This window comes from Burkholderia sp. MS455, assembly GCF_016899445.1.
Classification (GTDB): Bacteria; Pseudomonadota; Gammaproteobacteria; order Burkholderiales; family Burkholderiaceae; genus Burkholderia; species Burkholderia pyrrocinia_C.
This window is the reverse complement of record NZ_CP041778.1, coordinates 3126842-3141655: the sequence shown is the minus strand read 5'-3', so window position 1 is coordinate 3141655 and position 14814 is coordinate 3126842. Positions and strand designations below refer to the sequence as shown.

The 14814-nt window shown below is 68.3% G+C and carries 16 protein-coding genes; 9 read left to right on the top strand and 7 right to left on the bottom strand.

Annotated elements, in window-relative coordinates:
* Positions 1-48: 48 nt before the first annotated feature.
* Positions 49-945, bottom strand: a complete 897-nt coding sequence (locus FPJ27_RS18455) for a LysR family transcriptional regulator (RefSeq protein WP_204422068.1) — start codon at positions 943-945, stop codon at positions 49-51.
* Positions 946-1107: 162 nt separating this feature from the next.
* Between FPJ27_RS18455 and FPJ27_RS18450 the strand changes: the two genes are divergently transcribed.
* Genes FPJ27_RS18450 through FPJ27_RS18430 form a run of 5 tightly spaced genes read left to right on the top strand, consistent with a single transcriptional unit; the run spans position 1108 to position 5490 of the window.
* Positions 1108-1959, top strand: coding sequence for an ABC transporter permease subunit (locus tag FPJ27_RS18450; protein WP_204422067.1), 852 nt, complete (start codon positions 1108-1110; stop codon positions 1957-1959).
* Positions 1960-1966: 7 nt separating this feature from the next.
* A complete protein-coding gene (locus tag FPJ27_RS18445; RefSeq protein WP_204422066.1) occupies positions 1967-2998 on the top strand; it encodes an ABC transporter ATP-binding protein in 1032 nt (343 codons plus the stop codon).
* Between the two features lie 36 nt (positions 2999-3034).
* Complete coding sequence (locus FPJ27_RS18440) at positions 3035-4123, top strand: extracellular solute-binding protein (RefSeq protein WP_204422065.1); 1089 nt, start codon at positions 3035-3037, stop codon at positions 4121-4123.
* Between the two features lie 10 nt (positions 4124-4133).
* Positions 4134-4964 (top strand): ABC transporter permease subunit, encoded by an 831-nt coding sequence (locus FPJ27_RS18435; protein ID WP_175960004.1) that lies wholly within the window; start codon positions 4134-4136, stop codon positions 4962-4964.
* Entirely contained in the window at positions 4942-5490 is a 549-nt protein-coding gene (locus FPJ27_RS18430; RefSeq protein WP_204422064.1) for a TIGR00725 family protein, read from the top strand. The genes FPJ27_RS18435 and FPJ27_RS18430 overlap by 23 nt, the downstream gene beginning before the upstream one ends.
* Positions 5491-5543: 53 nt before the next feature.
* Here FPJ27_RS18430 and FPJ27_RS18425 read toward each other — a convergent pair whose 3' ends face one another.
* From FPJ27_RS18425 to FPJ27_RS18415, 3 genes are read right to left on the bottom strand one after another with little or no spacing between them, the layout of a single operon-like run.
* A complete protein-coding gene (locus FPJ27_RS18425; protein WP_047902253.1) occupies positions 5544-5723 on the bottom strand; it encodes a hypothetical protein in 180 nt (59 codons plus the stop codon).
* Entirely contained in the window at positions 5695-6702 is a 1008-nt protein-coding gene (cydB, locus tag FPJ27_RS18420) for a cytochrome d ubiquinol oxidase subunit II (RefSeq protein ID WP_034187693.1), read from the bottom strand. Before cydB ends, FPJ27_RS18425 begins: the two co-directional genes overlap by 29 nt.
* 29 nt (positions 6703-6731) lie before the next feature.
* On the bottom strand, positions 6732-8144 hold the full coding sequence (locus FPJ27_RS18415; protein WP_072440128.1) for a cytochrome ubiquinol oxidase subunit I: 1413 nt from the start codon (positions 8142-8144) through the stop codon (positions 6732-6734).
* Positions 8145-8629: 485 nt separating this feature from the next.
* Between FPJ27_RS18415 and ltaE the strand changes: the two genes are divergently transcribed.
* Entirely contained in the window at positions 8630-9643 is a 1014-nt protein-coding gene (gene ltaE, locus FPJ27_RS18410; RefSeq protein ID WP_204422063.1) for a low-specificity L-threonine aldolase, read from the top strand.
* Positions 9644-9674: 31 nt separating this feature from the next.
* On the opposite strand, the gene FPJ27_RS18405 is transcribed toward ltaE, so the two are convergent.
* Positions 9675-10583, bottom strand: coding sequence for an HTH-type transcriptional regulator ArgP (locus tag FPJ27_RS18405; protein ID WP_072440132.1), 909 nt, complete (start codon positions 10581-10583; stop codon positions 9675-9677).
* Between the two features lie 397 nt (positions 10584-10980).
* Between FPJ27_RS18405 and FPJ27_RS18400 the strand changes: the two genes are divergently transcribed.
* Positions 10981-12051 carry an MBL fold metallo-hydrolase gene (locus FPJ27_RS18400; protein ID WP_204422062.1) on the top strand — a complete coding sequence of 357 codons (1071 nt, stop codon included), beginning with the start codon at positions 10981-10983 and terminating at the stop codon, positions 12049-12051.
* Positions 12052-12177: 126 nt separating this feature from the next.
* Positions 12178-12837 carry a glutathione S-transferase family protein gene (locus FPJ27_RS18395; protein ID WP_034181666.1) on the top strand — a complete coding sequence of 220 codons (660 nt, stop codon included), beginning with the start codon at positions 12178-12180 and terminating at the stop codon, positions 12835-12837.
* Positions 12838-12937: 100 nt separating this feature from the next.
* On the opposite strand, the gene FPJ27_RS18390 is transcribed toward FPJ27_RS18395, so the two are convergent.
* A complete protein-coding gene (locus tag FPJ27_RS18390) occupies positions 12938-13630 on the bottom strand; it encodes a phosphatase PAP2 family protein (protein WP_204422061.1) in 693 nt (230 codons plus the stop codon).
* Positions 13631-13975: 345 nt separating this feature from the next.
* Between FPJ27_RS18390 and FPJ27_RS18385 the strand changes: the two genes are divergently transcribed.
* Positions 13976-14119 (top strand): hypothetical protein, encoded by a 144-nt coding sequence (locus FPJ27_RS18385; RefSeq protein ID WP_204422060.1) that lies wholly within the window; start codon positions 13976-13978, stop codon positions 14117-14119.
* A 23-nt stretch (positions 14120-14142) separates the two neighbouring features.
* Here the strand turns inward: FPJ27_RS18385 and FPJ27_RS18380 are convergent, their stop codons facing one another.
* Entirely contained in the window at positions 14143-14781 is a 639-nt protein-coding gene (locus FPJ27_RS18380; RefSeq protein WP_204422059.1) for a 2-hydroxychromene-2-carboxylate isomerase, read from the bottom strand.
* Positions 14782-14814 lie beyond the last annotated feature (33 nt).

Sequence of the window (14814 nt, the reverse complement as noted above, 5' to 3'; positions counted from 1 at the left end):
TTGCCCGGCCCCGTGCCATCCGAGCCTGTCCGGCATGGCCGGACAGGCTCATCCGTTCGCGCATTCGTCGAGCATCCATTCCCTGAAGCGCCGCAACGCGGCGCTCGTCTCCAGGCGCTCCGGCGCGTAGCACAGGTAGTGCCCTTGCGCGTCGACGTCGACGGGGGCGTCGAACGGTTCGACGAGCGCGCCGGTCGCGAGATTGTCGACGATCAGGAAACGCGGCACGAGCGCGAGCCCGAGCCCGGCCTGCGCGGCCTGGATCAGCACCGAATACTGTTCGAAGCGCGGCCCCGACAGCGCGTTCATGTGTGCCGCGCGATGGCGTTCCGCCCACATGGACCATGCGATCTCCGCCTGCTCGTGTACGAGCCGCGGCGCGGATACCGCGTCGGCCGGCGTGCGCAGCGCATGCCGCGCCGCGAATTCACGGGAACAGACCGGCACGAACGTCCTGCCGTCCAGGTAATCGCAGCGGACGCCTTCCCATGCGCCGTCGCCATAGCGGATCGCCGCGTCGAGTCCGAACGGAAACACGTCGCCGTGAGCCAGATGGCGGCGAAAACTCAGCGTGACGCCCGGCGCGCAGGCCAGAAAGCGCGCGAGCCGCGGCACCAGCCACTTCGTCGTGAAGGTCGGCACGCTCGCGATCGTCAGCAGATCGCTGTTCTCGCGCGCGCTCAGCAATTCGATCGACGCGTTGCCGATCTCTCGCAGCGGGCCGATCACGCGCGCGTGATAGACCTGTCCGGCCCGCGTGAGCGCGAGATTGCGCCCCTCGCGCACGAACAGCTTGACGCCGAACAGCGTTTCGAGATTCGCGATCTGCCGGCTGACCGCGCTCGGCGTCAGGCCGAGCTCGCGGGCCGCATACGAGAAGTTCAGGTACTTCACGGAACTCGCGAACGCGTGCAGCTCCGCGATATTGGGAAACAGGTGCTTCACGGCGAACTATTCCTTGCGCGCACAGATCGATGCGGGCGTTGTACGTTTTTTTCATGACGATGCCATGTCGGATCCGCACACTGCGTCCGTCACGACAATGCATGTCGGTCCTGTCCGGCGGGCGTTGCGTGACCCATTCCGTGTCCGTCAGCGAGTTTCGCCATGCATCCGCCATCCGCTCCGGCCCTAGCCGAAGCTATTCCGATTCGTCGTAACAAACGGCCGCGCGCGTTGGCGGGACGCCTGCTGCTGCAGGCATTCGTCGCGGCCTTCGCGCTGTACCTCGCGTTGCCGATCGCGCTGCTGCTGATCGGCTCGGTCGGCCAGTCGTGGACGAACACGCTGCTGCCGTCCGGCGTCACGTCGCACTGGTTCGCGGATCTGGCCGCGAATCGCAGCTTTACCCGCGCATTCGGCGTGAGCCTCGTCGTTGCGCTCGCCTGCTGTGCGACCAATGCCGTGCTGGCGCTGCCGCTCGCGTATGCGCTGCATCACCGCGCACTGGCCGGCCGCGGCTTCGCGGCGCGCGTCGTGATGCTGATGCCGATCGCGGTGCCGGCGCTGACGCTCGGGTTCGGCTACATCGCGATCTTCAGCGGCGATGCGCTGCCGTGGCTCGGCACGCTGCCGCTGATGATCGCCGCGCACGCGGTGCTGACGCTGCCGTATCTGCTGCAGACACTGCTGAGCGACCTGCGCCATCTGGGCCTCGCTCATCTCGAGGCGTGTGCGGCAACGCTCGGCGCGACGCCGCTGCGGCAGTTCTTCACGATCGTGGTGCCGAACCTGCGGCACAGCCTGTTTTCCGGCCTTGTGATGGTCGCCGCGCTGTCGATCGGCGAATTCCAGATCTCGAACCTGATCGCGGGCTTCCGCTATCGCAACTATCCGATCGTGCTGCTGCAGGCGTTTTACGGCGCGTCGGGGATGGCCTGTGCGGCGACCGTCGTGCTGCTCGTCCTCGCCGTGCTCGCGACGCTCGCATCCGTCTTCACCGTGCAACGCCTGAAGTGAAACCGTCATGAGTCTCGATTTCGAAAACGTCAGCTTTCAGTATCCGGGCGCCCGTCACGGCGTCGACGCGGTCACGCTGTCCGCGGCCCAGGGCGAACTGCTCGCCGTGATGGGCCGCAGCGGCTCCGGCAAATCGACGCTGCTGCGCCTCGCCGCCGGGCTGCTCGACGGCTACCGCGGCCGTATCGCGATCGTCGGCCGCGACATGGCCGGCGTGCCGGTGTGGCAGCGCGAGATCGGGATGGTGTTCCAGCACTACGCGCTGTTTCCGAACCTGTCGGTCGTCGACAACGTCGGCTATGGCCTGAAGATGCGCGGCATGACGGCGGCACTGCGCCGCCGCCGCGCGCTCGAGATGCTCGAACGCGTCGGCCTCGCGGCGCAGGCCGACCGCAGTACGGCGCTGTTGTCCGGTGGCCAGCAGCAGCGCGTCGCGCTGGCCCGCGCGCTCGTGATCGAACCGAAGCTGCTGCTGCTCGACGAGCCGCTCGCGGCGCTCGATGCCGGCATTCGCCACCAGTTGCGCGACGAGATCCGCGCGCTGCAGCGCGCGTGCGGCGCGACGACGCTGCTCGTCACGCACGACCAGGACGAGGCGCTCAGCATGGCCGATCGCGTGGCGATCGTCGACGGCGGACGCGTGCTGCAGGCCGGCACCCCGCGCGACCTGTACGAGCGTCCGGCGACCGCGCAGGTCGCCCGCTTCGTCGGCCATTCGACGCTGCTGCGCGGCCGCGTGCTCGCGCACGGCGCGGTTGACGTGCGGTTCACCACGCTGTGCGCGGATACGGGCGCGCATCGGCCGGGCGACACGGTCGACGTGCTGGTCCGGCCGGAACACCTGCAGCCCGATCCGCCCGAACACGTCGCGAACCGCATCGACGGCCGGGTCGGCGAGGTGCGCTATTTCGGCGCGACGCAGCGCTTCGACTTCGTGCCGGCCGGCGCGACCGACGCGCTGCTCGGCGAAGGGCGCGCGCTGCCCGCGCGCTGCGTGTCGATCGAGCCGCGCCACCTGCTCGTGCTGCCCGCCGCGTAAGCGCGGGCGACCCTATTCATTCCACGGAGAATCACGATGTCTGCACGCCGCCACTTCCTTCTTGCGACGCGCCGCCGCCTGCTGGCGCTCTGCGCGTTCGCGACCCTCGCGCCGGCGCTGGCCCATGCCGCGCCGTTGTATCCCGGCGAGGACGCGCTGTACGAGAAAGCCGCCGACGAAGGGCTCGTCGTGTCGTTCGACACGGGCCCGGAATGGGCGAACTGGAAATCGCTGTTCGCCGAATTCCGCAAGCGCTACCCGAAGGTCGAGATCACGTACAACGACATCGGCTCGGCGGCAACGGTCGTCGCGCTCGACAAGTCGCGACGCCGCCCGCAGGCCGACACCGCGTACTACTTCGCGGCGTCGGCGCTCGATGCGACGGCCAAGGACGTCGTCGCGCCGTTCAAGCCGGTCAATTTCGACAAGCTGCCGCCGGTGTTCCGCGCGGCCGACGGCCGCTGGTTCGCCGTGCATTCGCTGAACATCGCGTTGCTCGTCAACCGGAAACTCGTGAAGAACGTGCCGCAGCGCTGGTCCGACCTGCTGAAGCCCGAATATCGCAATGCGGTCGTCTATCTCGACCCGCGCTCGACCGGGCAGGGGCAGGTCGCCGTGTTTGCCGCCGCCTATGCGAACGGCGGCAGCGTCGACAACCCGAAGCCGGGCGCGGAGTTCTTCGGCAAGCTGAAGCAGGCGGGCAACGTGCTGCGCGTCGAGGGGACGACGCCGTACGCGAAGTTCGTCAAGGGCGAGATTCCGATCCTGATCGGCTACGAGAACGACGGGCTCAAGGCCAAGTACACGGACGGCATGGGCGACGCGGCCGACGTCGTGATTCCGCAGGACGGCAGCGTATCGGCGCCGTACGCGATGAGTCTCGTGAAGAACGGCCCGAACCCGGCCGCCGCGCAGTTGTGGCTCAACCTCGTGATGAGCGATGTCGGCCAGGCGCTGTTCGCGCAGGGCTACGTGCGCCCGGCCGTACCCGGCACGCCGGTCGCGCAGGAGGTTGCCGCGAAGCTGCCGAATGCGCCGCAGGTGCGTCCGCTCGACGTCGCGAAGGCCGCGACGCGCAAGGCCGAGGTCGACCAGCTCTGGTCGCAGGCCACGCTCGGCAAGTAAGGGGAACGGGATGCGGGTCTCGTCCATGCAGCGCGGCGTCCTGCGCCGCTACGGCGCGGTGCCGGCGGCCGGGCTGTTCGCGGTGTGCTTCGCGCTGCCGCTCGCCGCGCTCGTCGGCGCCGCGTTCGACGGCGGCGGTCGTGCGTTCTCCGCGGTATTCGGCGATCCGCTCGTCGCCGACGCAATCGTGCGTTCGCTGGCGCTCGCGATCGGCGCCGGCACGCTGTCCGTCGCGGTCGGCGTGCCGGTCGCGTTCGTGCTGGCAGGGCAGTCGCCGGCGCGCCGCCGCTGGTCGCTCGCGCTGCTCGGCGTGCCGCTTGCGTTCTCCGGCCTCGTGATCGCGTACGGCTTCATCCTCGTGTTCGGCCGCGCCGGTTTCGTGACGACGCTGCTGGCGTCGCTCGGCGCGGACCCGACCGTGGTCGGCGGCGCGATCTACACGATGCCGGGGCTCGCTTTCGCGTACGCGTACTACCTGATCCCGCGCGTCGCGCTGATCCTCTACCCGGCGCTCGCGAATCTCGACAGGCGGCCGCTCGAGGCGGCGCTGACGCTCGGCGCACGGCCGTGGCGCGCGTGGTTCGACGTCGCGTGGCGCGAGCTGTGGCCGTCGATCGCGTCGGCGTGGTGCCTCGTCAGCGCGATCGCGCTCGGCACGTACGGCACGGCGCTCGCGCTGGCCGGCACGCAGATCAACATCCTGCCGCTGCTGATGTACCTGAAGCTGTCCGACGGACAGACCGATTTCTCGCAGGCCGCCGTACTGTCGATCGTGCTGACGGCGCTCTGCACTTGTGTTCTTGCATTGGGGGAAGGACTTGCACGGCAACGACGTCATTGAATGGTCGAACCAGGCGCGCGATGCGCTGCAGCAACTCGCGCAACGGCAGCGCGGCGCCGACCGGCACCGGATGCCGGTCGGCGTGATCGGCCCGCGCGATGCGACGGACGCCCAGCTCGCCATCGCGGAGCGAATCGCGCACGGGCTCGCGGCGGCGGGCGTCGCGATCGTCGGCGGCGGCAAGCAGGGCGTGATGGAGGCCGCCGCGCGCGGCGCGCATGCGGCGGGCGGCTGTGCGATCGGGCTGCTGCCCGAGGACGATGCGCAGCACGCGAATCCGTATCTGAGCGTCGCGCTGCCCACCGGGCTCGGCATCACGCGCAACGCGCTGATCGCTCGCGCGTCGCTGTGCCTGATCGCGGTCGGCGGCGGCCTCGGCACGCTGTCCGAGATCGCGCTCGGGCTGCAATGGGGCAAGCCGGTGTTCACGATTTGCGACGCGCCGCAGGTGGCGGGCGTCGAGAACTTCGACGAAGCGGACCTGCTCGTCGCGCGGGTCGCGCAGTGGCTGTCCGGTTCGGCGTAGGTCGGCATTCCGGCCCGCGCGCATGGCGCGCTCGCCCGGCCGGCGCTCCGGCTTCACTTCACCGCAAACAGCGTCAGGTTCATGAAGATCTTGAACGCATAACCGAGCGTGACGGCGCCGGCCACGCCGCCCGCCCACAGCACGACGAACCACATCCAGCCGCGCATTCGCGGCCGGGGCGCCACGGGCGGGCGATCGGCGGAATCAGTGGTGGTAGTAATGCTGGTCTTCATGGCGCACCTTCCCTCGGAATACCCAGTAACCCATCGTCGTGTAGGCGATGATGATCGGCAGGATAACCGCTGCGCCGACCAGCGTGAAGGTCTGGCTGGAACGCGGCGCCGCCGCCTCCCAGATCGTCATCGTCTGCGGGATCGCATACGGGAACAGCGTGACGAGCAGGCCGACGTAGCCGAGCAGCACGAGCGCCAGCGCGAGCACGAACGGCGTCATGTCGTGCCGGTCGCGCACCGCGCGACGCATCCACACCGCGCACCCGGCGACCAGGAACGGCACCGGCAGCAGGCGCCAGAACAGCCCCGAATCGAACCAGCGCTGCGCGATGGCCGGATCCTGCAGCGGCGTCCACAGGCTGACGACAGCGATGAAGCCGAGCAGCACGACGGTTAGCGGCCACACGACCCGATGCAGCCGGCGCTGCAGGTCGCCTTCCGTCTTCGCGACGAGCCAGCAGCAGCCGAGCAGCGCATAGGTCACGATCAGGCCGAGGCCCGTCAGCAGGCTGAACGGGGTGAGCCAGTCGAACGCGTCGCCCGCGAACACGCCATCCTTCACGTTGATGCCCTGCAGGAACGCGCCGAGCGCGATCCCCTGGAACAACGTCGCGCCGGCCGAGCCGCCGATGAACGCGAGATCCCACAGCTGCTTCGTGCGTCGCGCCTTCGCGCGGATCTCGAACGACACGCCGCGGAAGATCAGGCAGACCAGCATGAAGATCAGCGGCAGGTACAGCGCCGACAGCACGGTCGAATAGACGATCGGGAACACTGCGAACAGCCCGGCGCCGCCGAGCACGAGCCACGTCTCGTTGCCGTCCCACACGGGCGCGACCGTGTTCATCATCAGGTCGCGTTCCTTCTCGTCCGGGAAGAACGGGAAGACGATGCCGATGCCGAGGTCGAAGCCGTCGAGCACGACGTACATGAAGAGCCCCAATGCGATGATCGCGGCCCAGATTACGGTGACGTCCATAGGTTTTCTCGTTTGCTGATGGGGTGGGCTCAGACGGTCTCGATCAGCTCGTCGACGGCCGACATCGGGCGGCGCGCGGTGTGATCGGGGCGCGTGTCGGGCGTGTCGTCGTGCTTCGCGTCGGGCAGCGCGGGGCCGGCCTTCATCAGCTTCAGCATGTAGTACACGCCGGTGCCGAACACGAGGAAGTACACGATCACGAACGTCATCATCGACAGGCTGACCTGCTGCACCGACAGCGGCGACACGGCCTGCGCGGTGCGCATCACGCCATACACGACCCACGGCTGGCGGCCCGCTTCGGTCGTCACCCAGCCCGCGAGCAGCGACACGAAGCCGGTCGGGCCCATCGCGAGCGCGAAGCGCTGGAACCACTTCGATTCATACAGGCGGCCGCGGCGGCGCAGGAACCACGCGAGCGCGGCGAGGCCGATCATCGCGAAGCCGAGGCCCACCATGATCCGGAAGCTCCAGAACACGACGGTCGAGTTCGGGCGGTCCTCGGGCGGGAATTCCTTCAGCCCGCGGATCTCGCCGTCCCAGCTGTGCGTGAGGATCAGGCTGCCGAGGTGCGGCACCTTCACCGCATAGCGGGTCGTTTCCGCCTTCATGTCCGGAATGCCGAACAGGTTGAGCGGCGTGCCGCCCTTCTCGGTTTCCCACAGCCCTTCGATCGCGGCGATCTTCGCGGGCTGGTGCTTCAGCGTGTTGATGCCGTGCTGGTCGCCGATCAAGGCCTGCAGCGGCGCGAGTACGAGCAGCAGCCATAGCGCCATCGAGAACATCTTCTTCACGCCCTTGTCGCGGCGGCCCTTCAGCAGGTGCCATGCACCCGTCGCGGCCACGACCAGCGCGGCGACGATGAACGCGGCGATCGCCATGTGGAACAGGCGGTACGGGAACGACGGGTTGAAGATGATCGCGAACCAGTCGGTCGGCACGACGCGGCCGTCGACGATCTCGAAGCCCTGCGGCGTCTGCATCCAGCTGTTCGACGCGAGGATCCAGAACGTCGAGATCAGCGTGCCGATCGCGACCATCAGCGTCGCGCCGAAGTGCGCGCGCGGGCTCACGCGGTTCCAGCCGAACAGCATGATGCCGAGGAAGCCGGCTTCGAGGAAGAACGCGGTCATCACTTCGTACATCAGCAGCGGGCCGGTGACCGAGCCGGCGAAGCTCGAGAAGCCCGACCAGTTGGTGCCGAACTGATAGCTCATCACCACGCCGGAGACGACGCCCATCCCGAACGCGACCGCGAAGATCTTCGACCAGAACAGACAGAGGGTCTTGTAGTACTGCTTGCCGGTCTTGAGCCAACGATATTCGAGCACGGCGATGAAGCTGGCGAGGCCGATGCTCAGCGCCGGAAAGACGATGTGAAAGGAGACGGTGAACGCGAATTGCAGGCGGGCCAGATCGAGGGCCGAAAGTGCGGTGTCCATACCAGATGACCGAAGCTGACGATACCCGCCGGCGGGTGCCGGCGGACCCCGGCCGACAGGCGGCGGGGTTGGCTGGAGTATGTGCCGCGATGTTGCACCGCGAAATGCGCCAACTCGTCGCAGATGTCCAGCCTGCCGCGTGTGATTTCGGGATAAATCGTTGATTCGTATCAAGAAGGCCGTTCGCGGCGCGTGCGGCCGCGGCGTGGCGGTCTGACGCACGTGCGGCAATATGGCGCGTCGCGTCATCGGAACGATTCGACACGCACGCCCGTACCGCGCGGAACCTCCGGGGTGCCACCGTGCGCGGCCGATCCGTTTCGACGCGTTAGCGTGTAGCGCGGGCGACCGCGCGGGAGGGGCGTGGCGGGTGGGGGCCGCGGCTCGACCGTCGGCACGCGCTGCGTGAATTGCGTACACTCTGAGTCTCGTTTCGGCAGGGCCGGGCGCATCGGTTCCGGTCCGCGTTTACTCAGGGCAAAGCGATGATCGATTTACGCAGCGATACCGTGACACGTCCGAGCCAGGCAATGCTGGCCGCGATGACTGCCGCCGAAGTCGGCGACGACGTATGGGGTGACGACCCGACCGTGCTGCGCCTGCAGGCGGCCGTGGCCGAGCGGACGGGCAAGGAAGCCGGCCTGTTCTTCCCGAGCGGCACGCAGAGCAACCTGGCCGCGCTGATGTCCCATTGCGAGCGCGGCGACGAGTACATCGTCGGCCAGCTCGCGCACACCTACAAGTACGAAGGCGGCGGCGCGGCCGTGCTGGGCAGCATCCAGCCGCAGCCGATCGAGAACGCGCCGGACGGCACGCTGCCGCTCGCGAAGATCGCCGCGGCGATCAAGCCGATCGACAATCACTTCGCCCGCACGCGCCTGCTCGCGCTCGAGAACACGATCGGCGGCCAGGTCTTGCCGGAAGGCTATGTGCAGGAAGCCGTCGCGTTCGCGCGCAGCCGCGGGCTGTCCGCGCACCTCGACGGCGCGCGCGTATGCAACGCGGCCGTCGCGTCGGGGCGCCCGATCGCCGAGCTGTGTGCGCCGTTCGATACCGTATCGATCTGCTTCTCGAAAGGGCTCGGCGCACCGGTCGGCTCGGTGCTGGTCGGCAGTCGTGCGCTGATCGAGCGCGCGCAACGCTGGCGCAAGGTGCTCGGCGGCGGGATGCGGCAGTCGGGCATTCTCGCGGCGGCGTGCCTGTATGCGCTCGACCACAACGTCGAGCGGCTTGCGGACGATCATGCAAATGCCGCGCATCTCGCGGCAGGCCTCGCGCGCATCGAATCCGTTAAGGTGCTGTCGCATGCGACGAACATGGTGTTCGCGCAATTCCCCGAAGCCGATTGCGCGCCGCTCGAGGCGTGGCTCAAGGAGCGCGGGATCCTCACGCAGATGCTGTACGCGTCGCGCTTCGTCACCCACTGCGACGTGTCGCGCGCGGACATCGATACGTTCGTCGACGCGGTCGGCGCGTATTTCTCGCAGCGGCGCGCGTAACCGCCGAGAGCCGGGCCGTCACCGGCTCATGTCATTTCGACAGCGGCGCGAGCAACCGGCGCGCTGCTTCGACCACCCGCGCGGACAGCGACGCCATCGTCGGCGACTGCACGGTCCACGCGTGCCAGTACAGCGTGACGTCGGTCGGATGCGCGGGCGCGAGATCGACGAGCCCCTGCGCGTCAAGCGGCGCGGTACCGATCAGCGGCTCCGGCACCATCGCGTAGCCGAGCCCGTGCCGCACCGCCGCGAAGTGCGAATGGGTGCCCGGCACGTAATGGCACGGGTATGCACCTTCCGGCAACCCGAACTTCTCCTTCAGGAACGACGACTGCAGCGTGTCGCGCCGCGAATACGCGACGACGGGCGCGTTGCGTGCGCTCGTGCGGTTCAGCCCGCGCGGAAACCAGCGCGCAGCGAACGCGGCGGCCGCGAGCAGGCGGTAGCGCATCGTACCGAGCGGCGTCGCGACGCAGCCGCGCATCGGCTTCGGCTCGGTCGTCACGCAGCCGACCGCCATCCCGCTTTCGAGCAGCGCGAACGTGTGGTCCTGATCCTCGACGATCAGCTCGAACAGGATCCGCTCGCCCGCGAGCACGGACGTCAGCGCGGGCAGGAACCACGTGCCGAGGCTGTCGGAATTCAGCGCGATCGTCACGGAGATCGGCGATTCGCGCTCGGTCGCGAGCGTGCTTTGCAGGTCGGCCTGCAGCAGCGCGACGCGCCGCAGGTGCTGCAGCACGCGCTGCCCGGCCACCGTCGGGCGGCACGGCCGCGTGCGCAGCACGAGCGGCGTGCCGAGGCTCGCCTCCAGCGCGCGGACCCGCTGCGTGACCGCGGACGCGGTCACGTGCAGGCGCACGGCCGCCTGCTCGAAGCTGCCCGTGTCGGCGACGGCCAGCAGCGCGGCGGCCTGCTTCGGATCGATCGTCAGCGACATGTCGACGGAATTCCTGTGAACGGGGACGAGAACAGGCCGTAGTGTAAGGCAGCCCGCGCCGCCGTCCGGGCGCGGCGAATCGTCCCGCCGCGCGCCATTCGTCATCGGAATCGGTCGCCGTGTATGGGACGCCGGGGCGGCGCGTGCATTTTGATCTACGCTATATCAATGTGCGAAGCGCGGCAGGTGCGATGCCGGTTGCCCGGCGTCGATGTCATCATGTCGACGCCGGTGCCGGACGACGATGCGCAGCAGACGCAGCCGTAAATTTGCGGATCATGCGGCGCGGCGGGCATACGGACGGGGCGGCACTCGTGCTCGCGCATACGCGCGTCGGCGACGCACGGCACGTGGGCCATACAACACCAACCTGAACAGGCGACGGAGCGACTTCGCGATGATCTTCCGGCAACTTTTCGACCCGCAATCGTCGACATACACGTATCTGCTCGCCGACCTCGCGTCGCGCGAAGCGCTGCTGATCGATCCGGTGTTCGAGCAGGTGCGCCGCGACGCGGCACTCGTCGATGAACTCGGATTGCGGCTCGTCGCGACCGTCGACACGCACGTGCACGCCGATCACGTGACGGGCGCGTGGCTGCTGAAGCAGCGCATGGGCAGCGCGATCGCGATCTCGGCCGCGAGCGGCGCGCAGGGCGCCGACCGCTACCTGAACGACGGCGACCGCTGCGCATTCGGCTCGCGCTACCTGACCGTGCGCGCGACGCCCGGCCACACGAGCGGCTGCATCAGCCTCGTGCTCGACGACGAATCGATGGCGTTCACCGGCGATTGCCTGCTGATCCGCGGCACGGGCCGCACCGACTTCCAGCAGGGCGACCCGCGCGTGCTGTATCGCGCGGTGCACGGCCGGCTCTTCACGCTGCCGGCCGCGTGCCTGCTGTATCCGGCGCACGACTATCGCGGGCTCACGGTGACGAGCGTCGGCGAGGAGCGGCGCTTCAATCCGCGTCTCGGCGGCGATCTCAGCGAAGACGATTTCGCCGGCTACATGCGCAATCTCGGGCTCGCGCACCCGCGCCAGATCGACGTCGCGGTGCCGGCGAACCTGCATTGCGGCGTCGCCGCGAACGCGCCCGATGCGCAGGCGTCGCCCGACTGGGCGCCGCTCGTCTATACGTTCGCCGGCTTCTGGGAAATCGATCCGCAATGGCTCGAGGATCATCTGCCGGCGGTGCAGGTCGTCGACGTGCGCGAACCGGACGAATTCACCGGCCCGCTCGGCCACCTGCCCGGCGCGATGACGATTCCGCTCGGCGAACTGGCCGCACGCACCGGCGAGATCGCGCGCGACCGGCCGGTCGTGACCGTGTGCCGGGCCGGCGGGCGATCCGCGCAGGCGAACGTGATCCTGCTGAAGGCCGGCTTCGATGCGGTCGCGAATCTCGGCGGCGGGATGCTGCGCTGGCGCGCCGAAGGGCGCGTCGTGATGGACGGCCGGTCGTAGCGCGCCGGGGCCGCACAAAAAAATTTCCGGATCGATGTCGAAACGGCCGGTCGCCGTTCGTCGTCAAGGTATCCGAGATCATGTGGCGCCGCATGACGCAGCGCCGAAACCCTGAGAGACCACGCGATGATGCCGACGCTTTATGCCCATCCCTTTTCGTCCTACTGCCAGAAAGTGCTGACCGCGCTGTACGAGAACGGCACGCCGTTCGAGTATCGCGTGCTCGCGCACGATGATCCGAAGCCGATGCAGGAGCTGACCGCGCTGTGGCCGCTGAAGCGTTTTCCGGTGCTGGTCGATGCGGGCCGCACCGTGGTCGAGGCGTCGATCATCATCGAGTATCTCGGCCTGAACCATCCGGGCCCGGTGCGCCTGCTGCCCGACGATCCGCACGCGGCGCTCGAGGTGCGGATGATGGATCGCTTCTTCGACAACTACGTGTCGACGCCGCAGCAGAAGGTCGTGCACGACGCACTGCGGCCGGAAGCCGAGCGCGATGCGCGCGGGGTCGCCGATGCGCGCGCGATGCTCGAAACGTCGTATGCGTGGCTGGACCAGAAGATGGCCGATCGCGAATGGGCGGCGGGCGACCGCTTCAGCCTCGCCGATTGCGGCGCGGCACCGTTCCTGTTCTACGCGGACTGGACGCACCGGATCGATCCGTCGTTCGCGAACGTGATCGCGTATCGGAAGCGTCTGCTTGCGCGGCCGTCGTTCGCGAGAGCGGTCGACGAGGCGCGGCCGTTTCGCTCGTTCTTTCCGCTCGGCGCGCCCGATCGCGACTGATCTGCGCGGCCGTCGCGCGGCGTGCTGCCGCCGCGCACGGCCGGCAGCGCGTGCCGGGGCGACGGAAAGAAAGCAGCGGCAGCATCGCAGCGCGTGCCCGTTACATCGTTTGCGTGGCCGACTGCGCGAGCGTCAGCAGTTCGTCGAACTGCGTGATCAACTCGAAGCACAGCAGGAACGCGAGCGTATAGGCCGGCGCGGGGAAGCGCCGGATCATTCCCAGCACCTGCGGTGCGAAGCGCGACCGGACCGCGTCGCGCGTCAGCAGCCATGCGATCGCGATGCCGATCGCGGCGCCGGCGATCAGGTCGGTCGGGTAGTGAAAGCCGAGATACGCGCGCGGCACGCAGATGAACACGACGGAATACAGCAGCGCGAACACGCCGGCGCGGCGCGCGATGATGAAGATGCCGGTCGCGATCGCCATCCACAGCATCGCGTGATCGCTCGGAAACGAACTCCACGCCTGCAGCGTTGCCGCGCGCAGCCCGGCCGACGGGAAGTGCAGGTGCAGGTCGGGGTTGTAGATCGGCCGCACGCGGAACGGCAGCACTTGCGCGAGCAGCCGGCCGATCGCGAGTGCGATGAGCCCGCTCGCGACCGTCGCGATAACCAGCTCGCGTTGCCGCTCGCGGTTCGGGCCCGGCTGGAACCACAGCCAGCACAGCACGGGAATGAGCACGAAGCCCTTGAACGTGTACAGGCCGGCGATCACGCGAATCGCGTGATTCATCAGCGGGCCGAACGTCACGTGGGTGAGGAAGATCTGGATCGTGGTGTCGAAATTGTTCATGTTCTGTGACCCCGGCGGATGCGCAGCACGCGGCGTGCGGCCGGCAGGATCTGGAAGCGCGCTCGTACCGGAGCGCAACGGGGGGCAAGTATGTCACCCGTTATTTCGAAGAAAATGCAAAAAAATACCGGGAATCCCCTGATAAAACGGGGCTGCGCGGTGGGGCCGGATGGGAGCGTGCCGAGCGGCGGGGCAGGGGCGAATCATCCGATGTTTGTGCGTCGATGCGTTCGGGCGCCGGAAAAATATTTGGTTGAACTGGACAATTCGGCAAGCCGGTGCGGACCTTGCGCCGGATGAACGAATGCGGGTCACGCTCCGTGCGAATCTGTCAGGCCGCGCAGCATGATGCATGCGCCGGTCGAAAATAAAAGAAAAGGCGGGCAAGCCCGGTGGGCCTGCCCGTTTTGCCGGCGCAACGCGGTCGTGCAGTTCGTCGCGATGATGGGCGAGGCCGTGCCGGGGCTCGTCGAAGCGCGCGAAGTCTGACCCGGAGGGCGCGGGCTGCGCCGTCAGCCGCGCCGGATTCCTTCGGGCAGCGCGCTGATGCGGCGCACCTCGGGCGAGTCGAGCCATGTGCGCGACGTGGCGCAGTCGGCGAACATGTCGGTCGCATCCTCGCCCCAGAACAGGTCGCCGTCGAGTTCGAAAGTCGGCACGCCGAATACGCCTTGCGCGATCGCACGATCGGTGTTCGCGCGCAGCGCGTCCTTCACCGGCTGTGCTTCGACGGCCGTCACGCCATCCGGAAAGCCGACGGCGTCGCACAGCGCGGCGAAGCCTTCCGGTGTCGATACGTCATGGCCGTCGCGCCAGATATGCCGGAAAATCTGCCGGATCGCATCGAGCGAATTGCCCATCGCGATCGCGAGGCGCAGCGGCTTGATCGGGTTGAACGGGTGTGCCGGCGGCATCCGGAACGGGATGCCGAGCTTGTCCGCGCGGTATTGCGCGTGGCGATAGGTGAAGACGCGTTTCGCCGCGATCTCCGCCGGCGCTTTCTGGCCCCAGTGCGCGAGCAGCGCGCCGAGCACGATCGGCCGCGGCTCGAACGCCGCGGCGGGCGGTAACCGGTCGAACTGTTCCTGCTGCAGGTAGGCGAACGGCGAAACGAAATCGAAATACCAGGTGGCGGTGCGCGCGGCGTTCATGGCGGATGCCCTCTTGTGCATGGCCGGTTGACG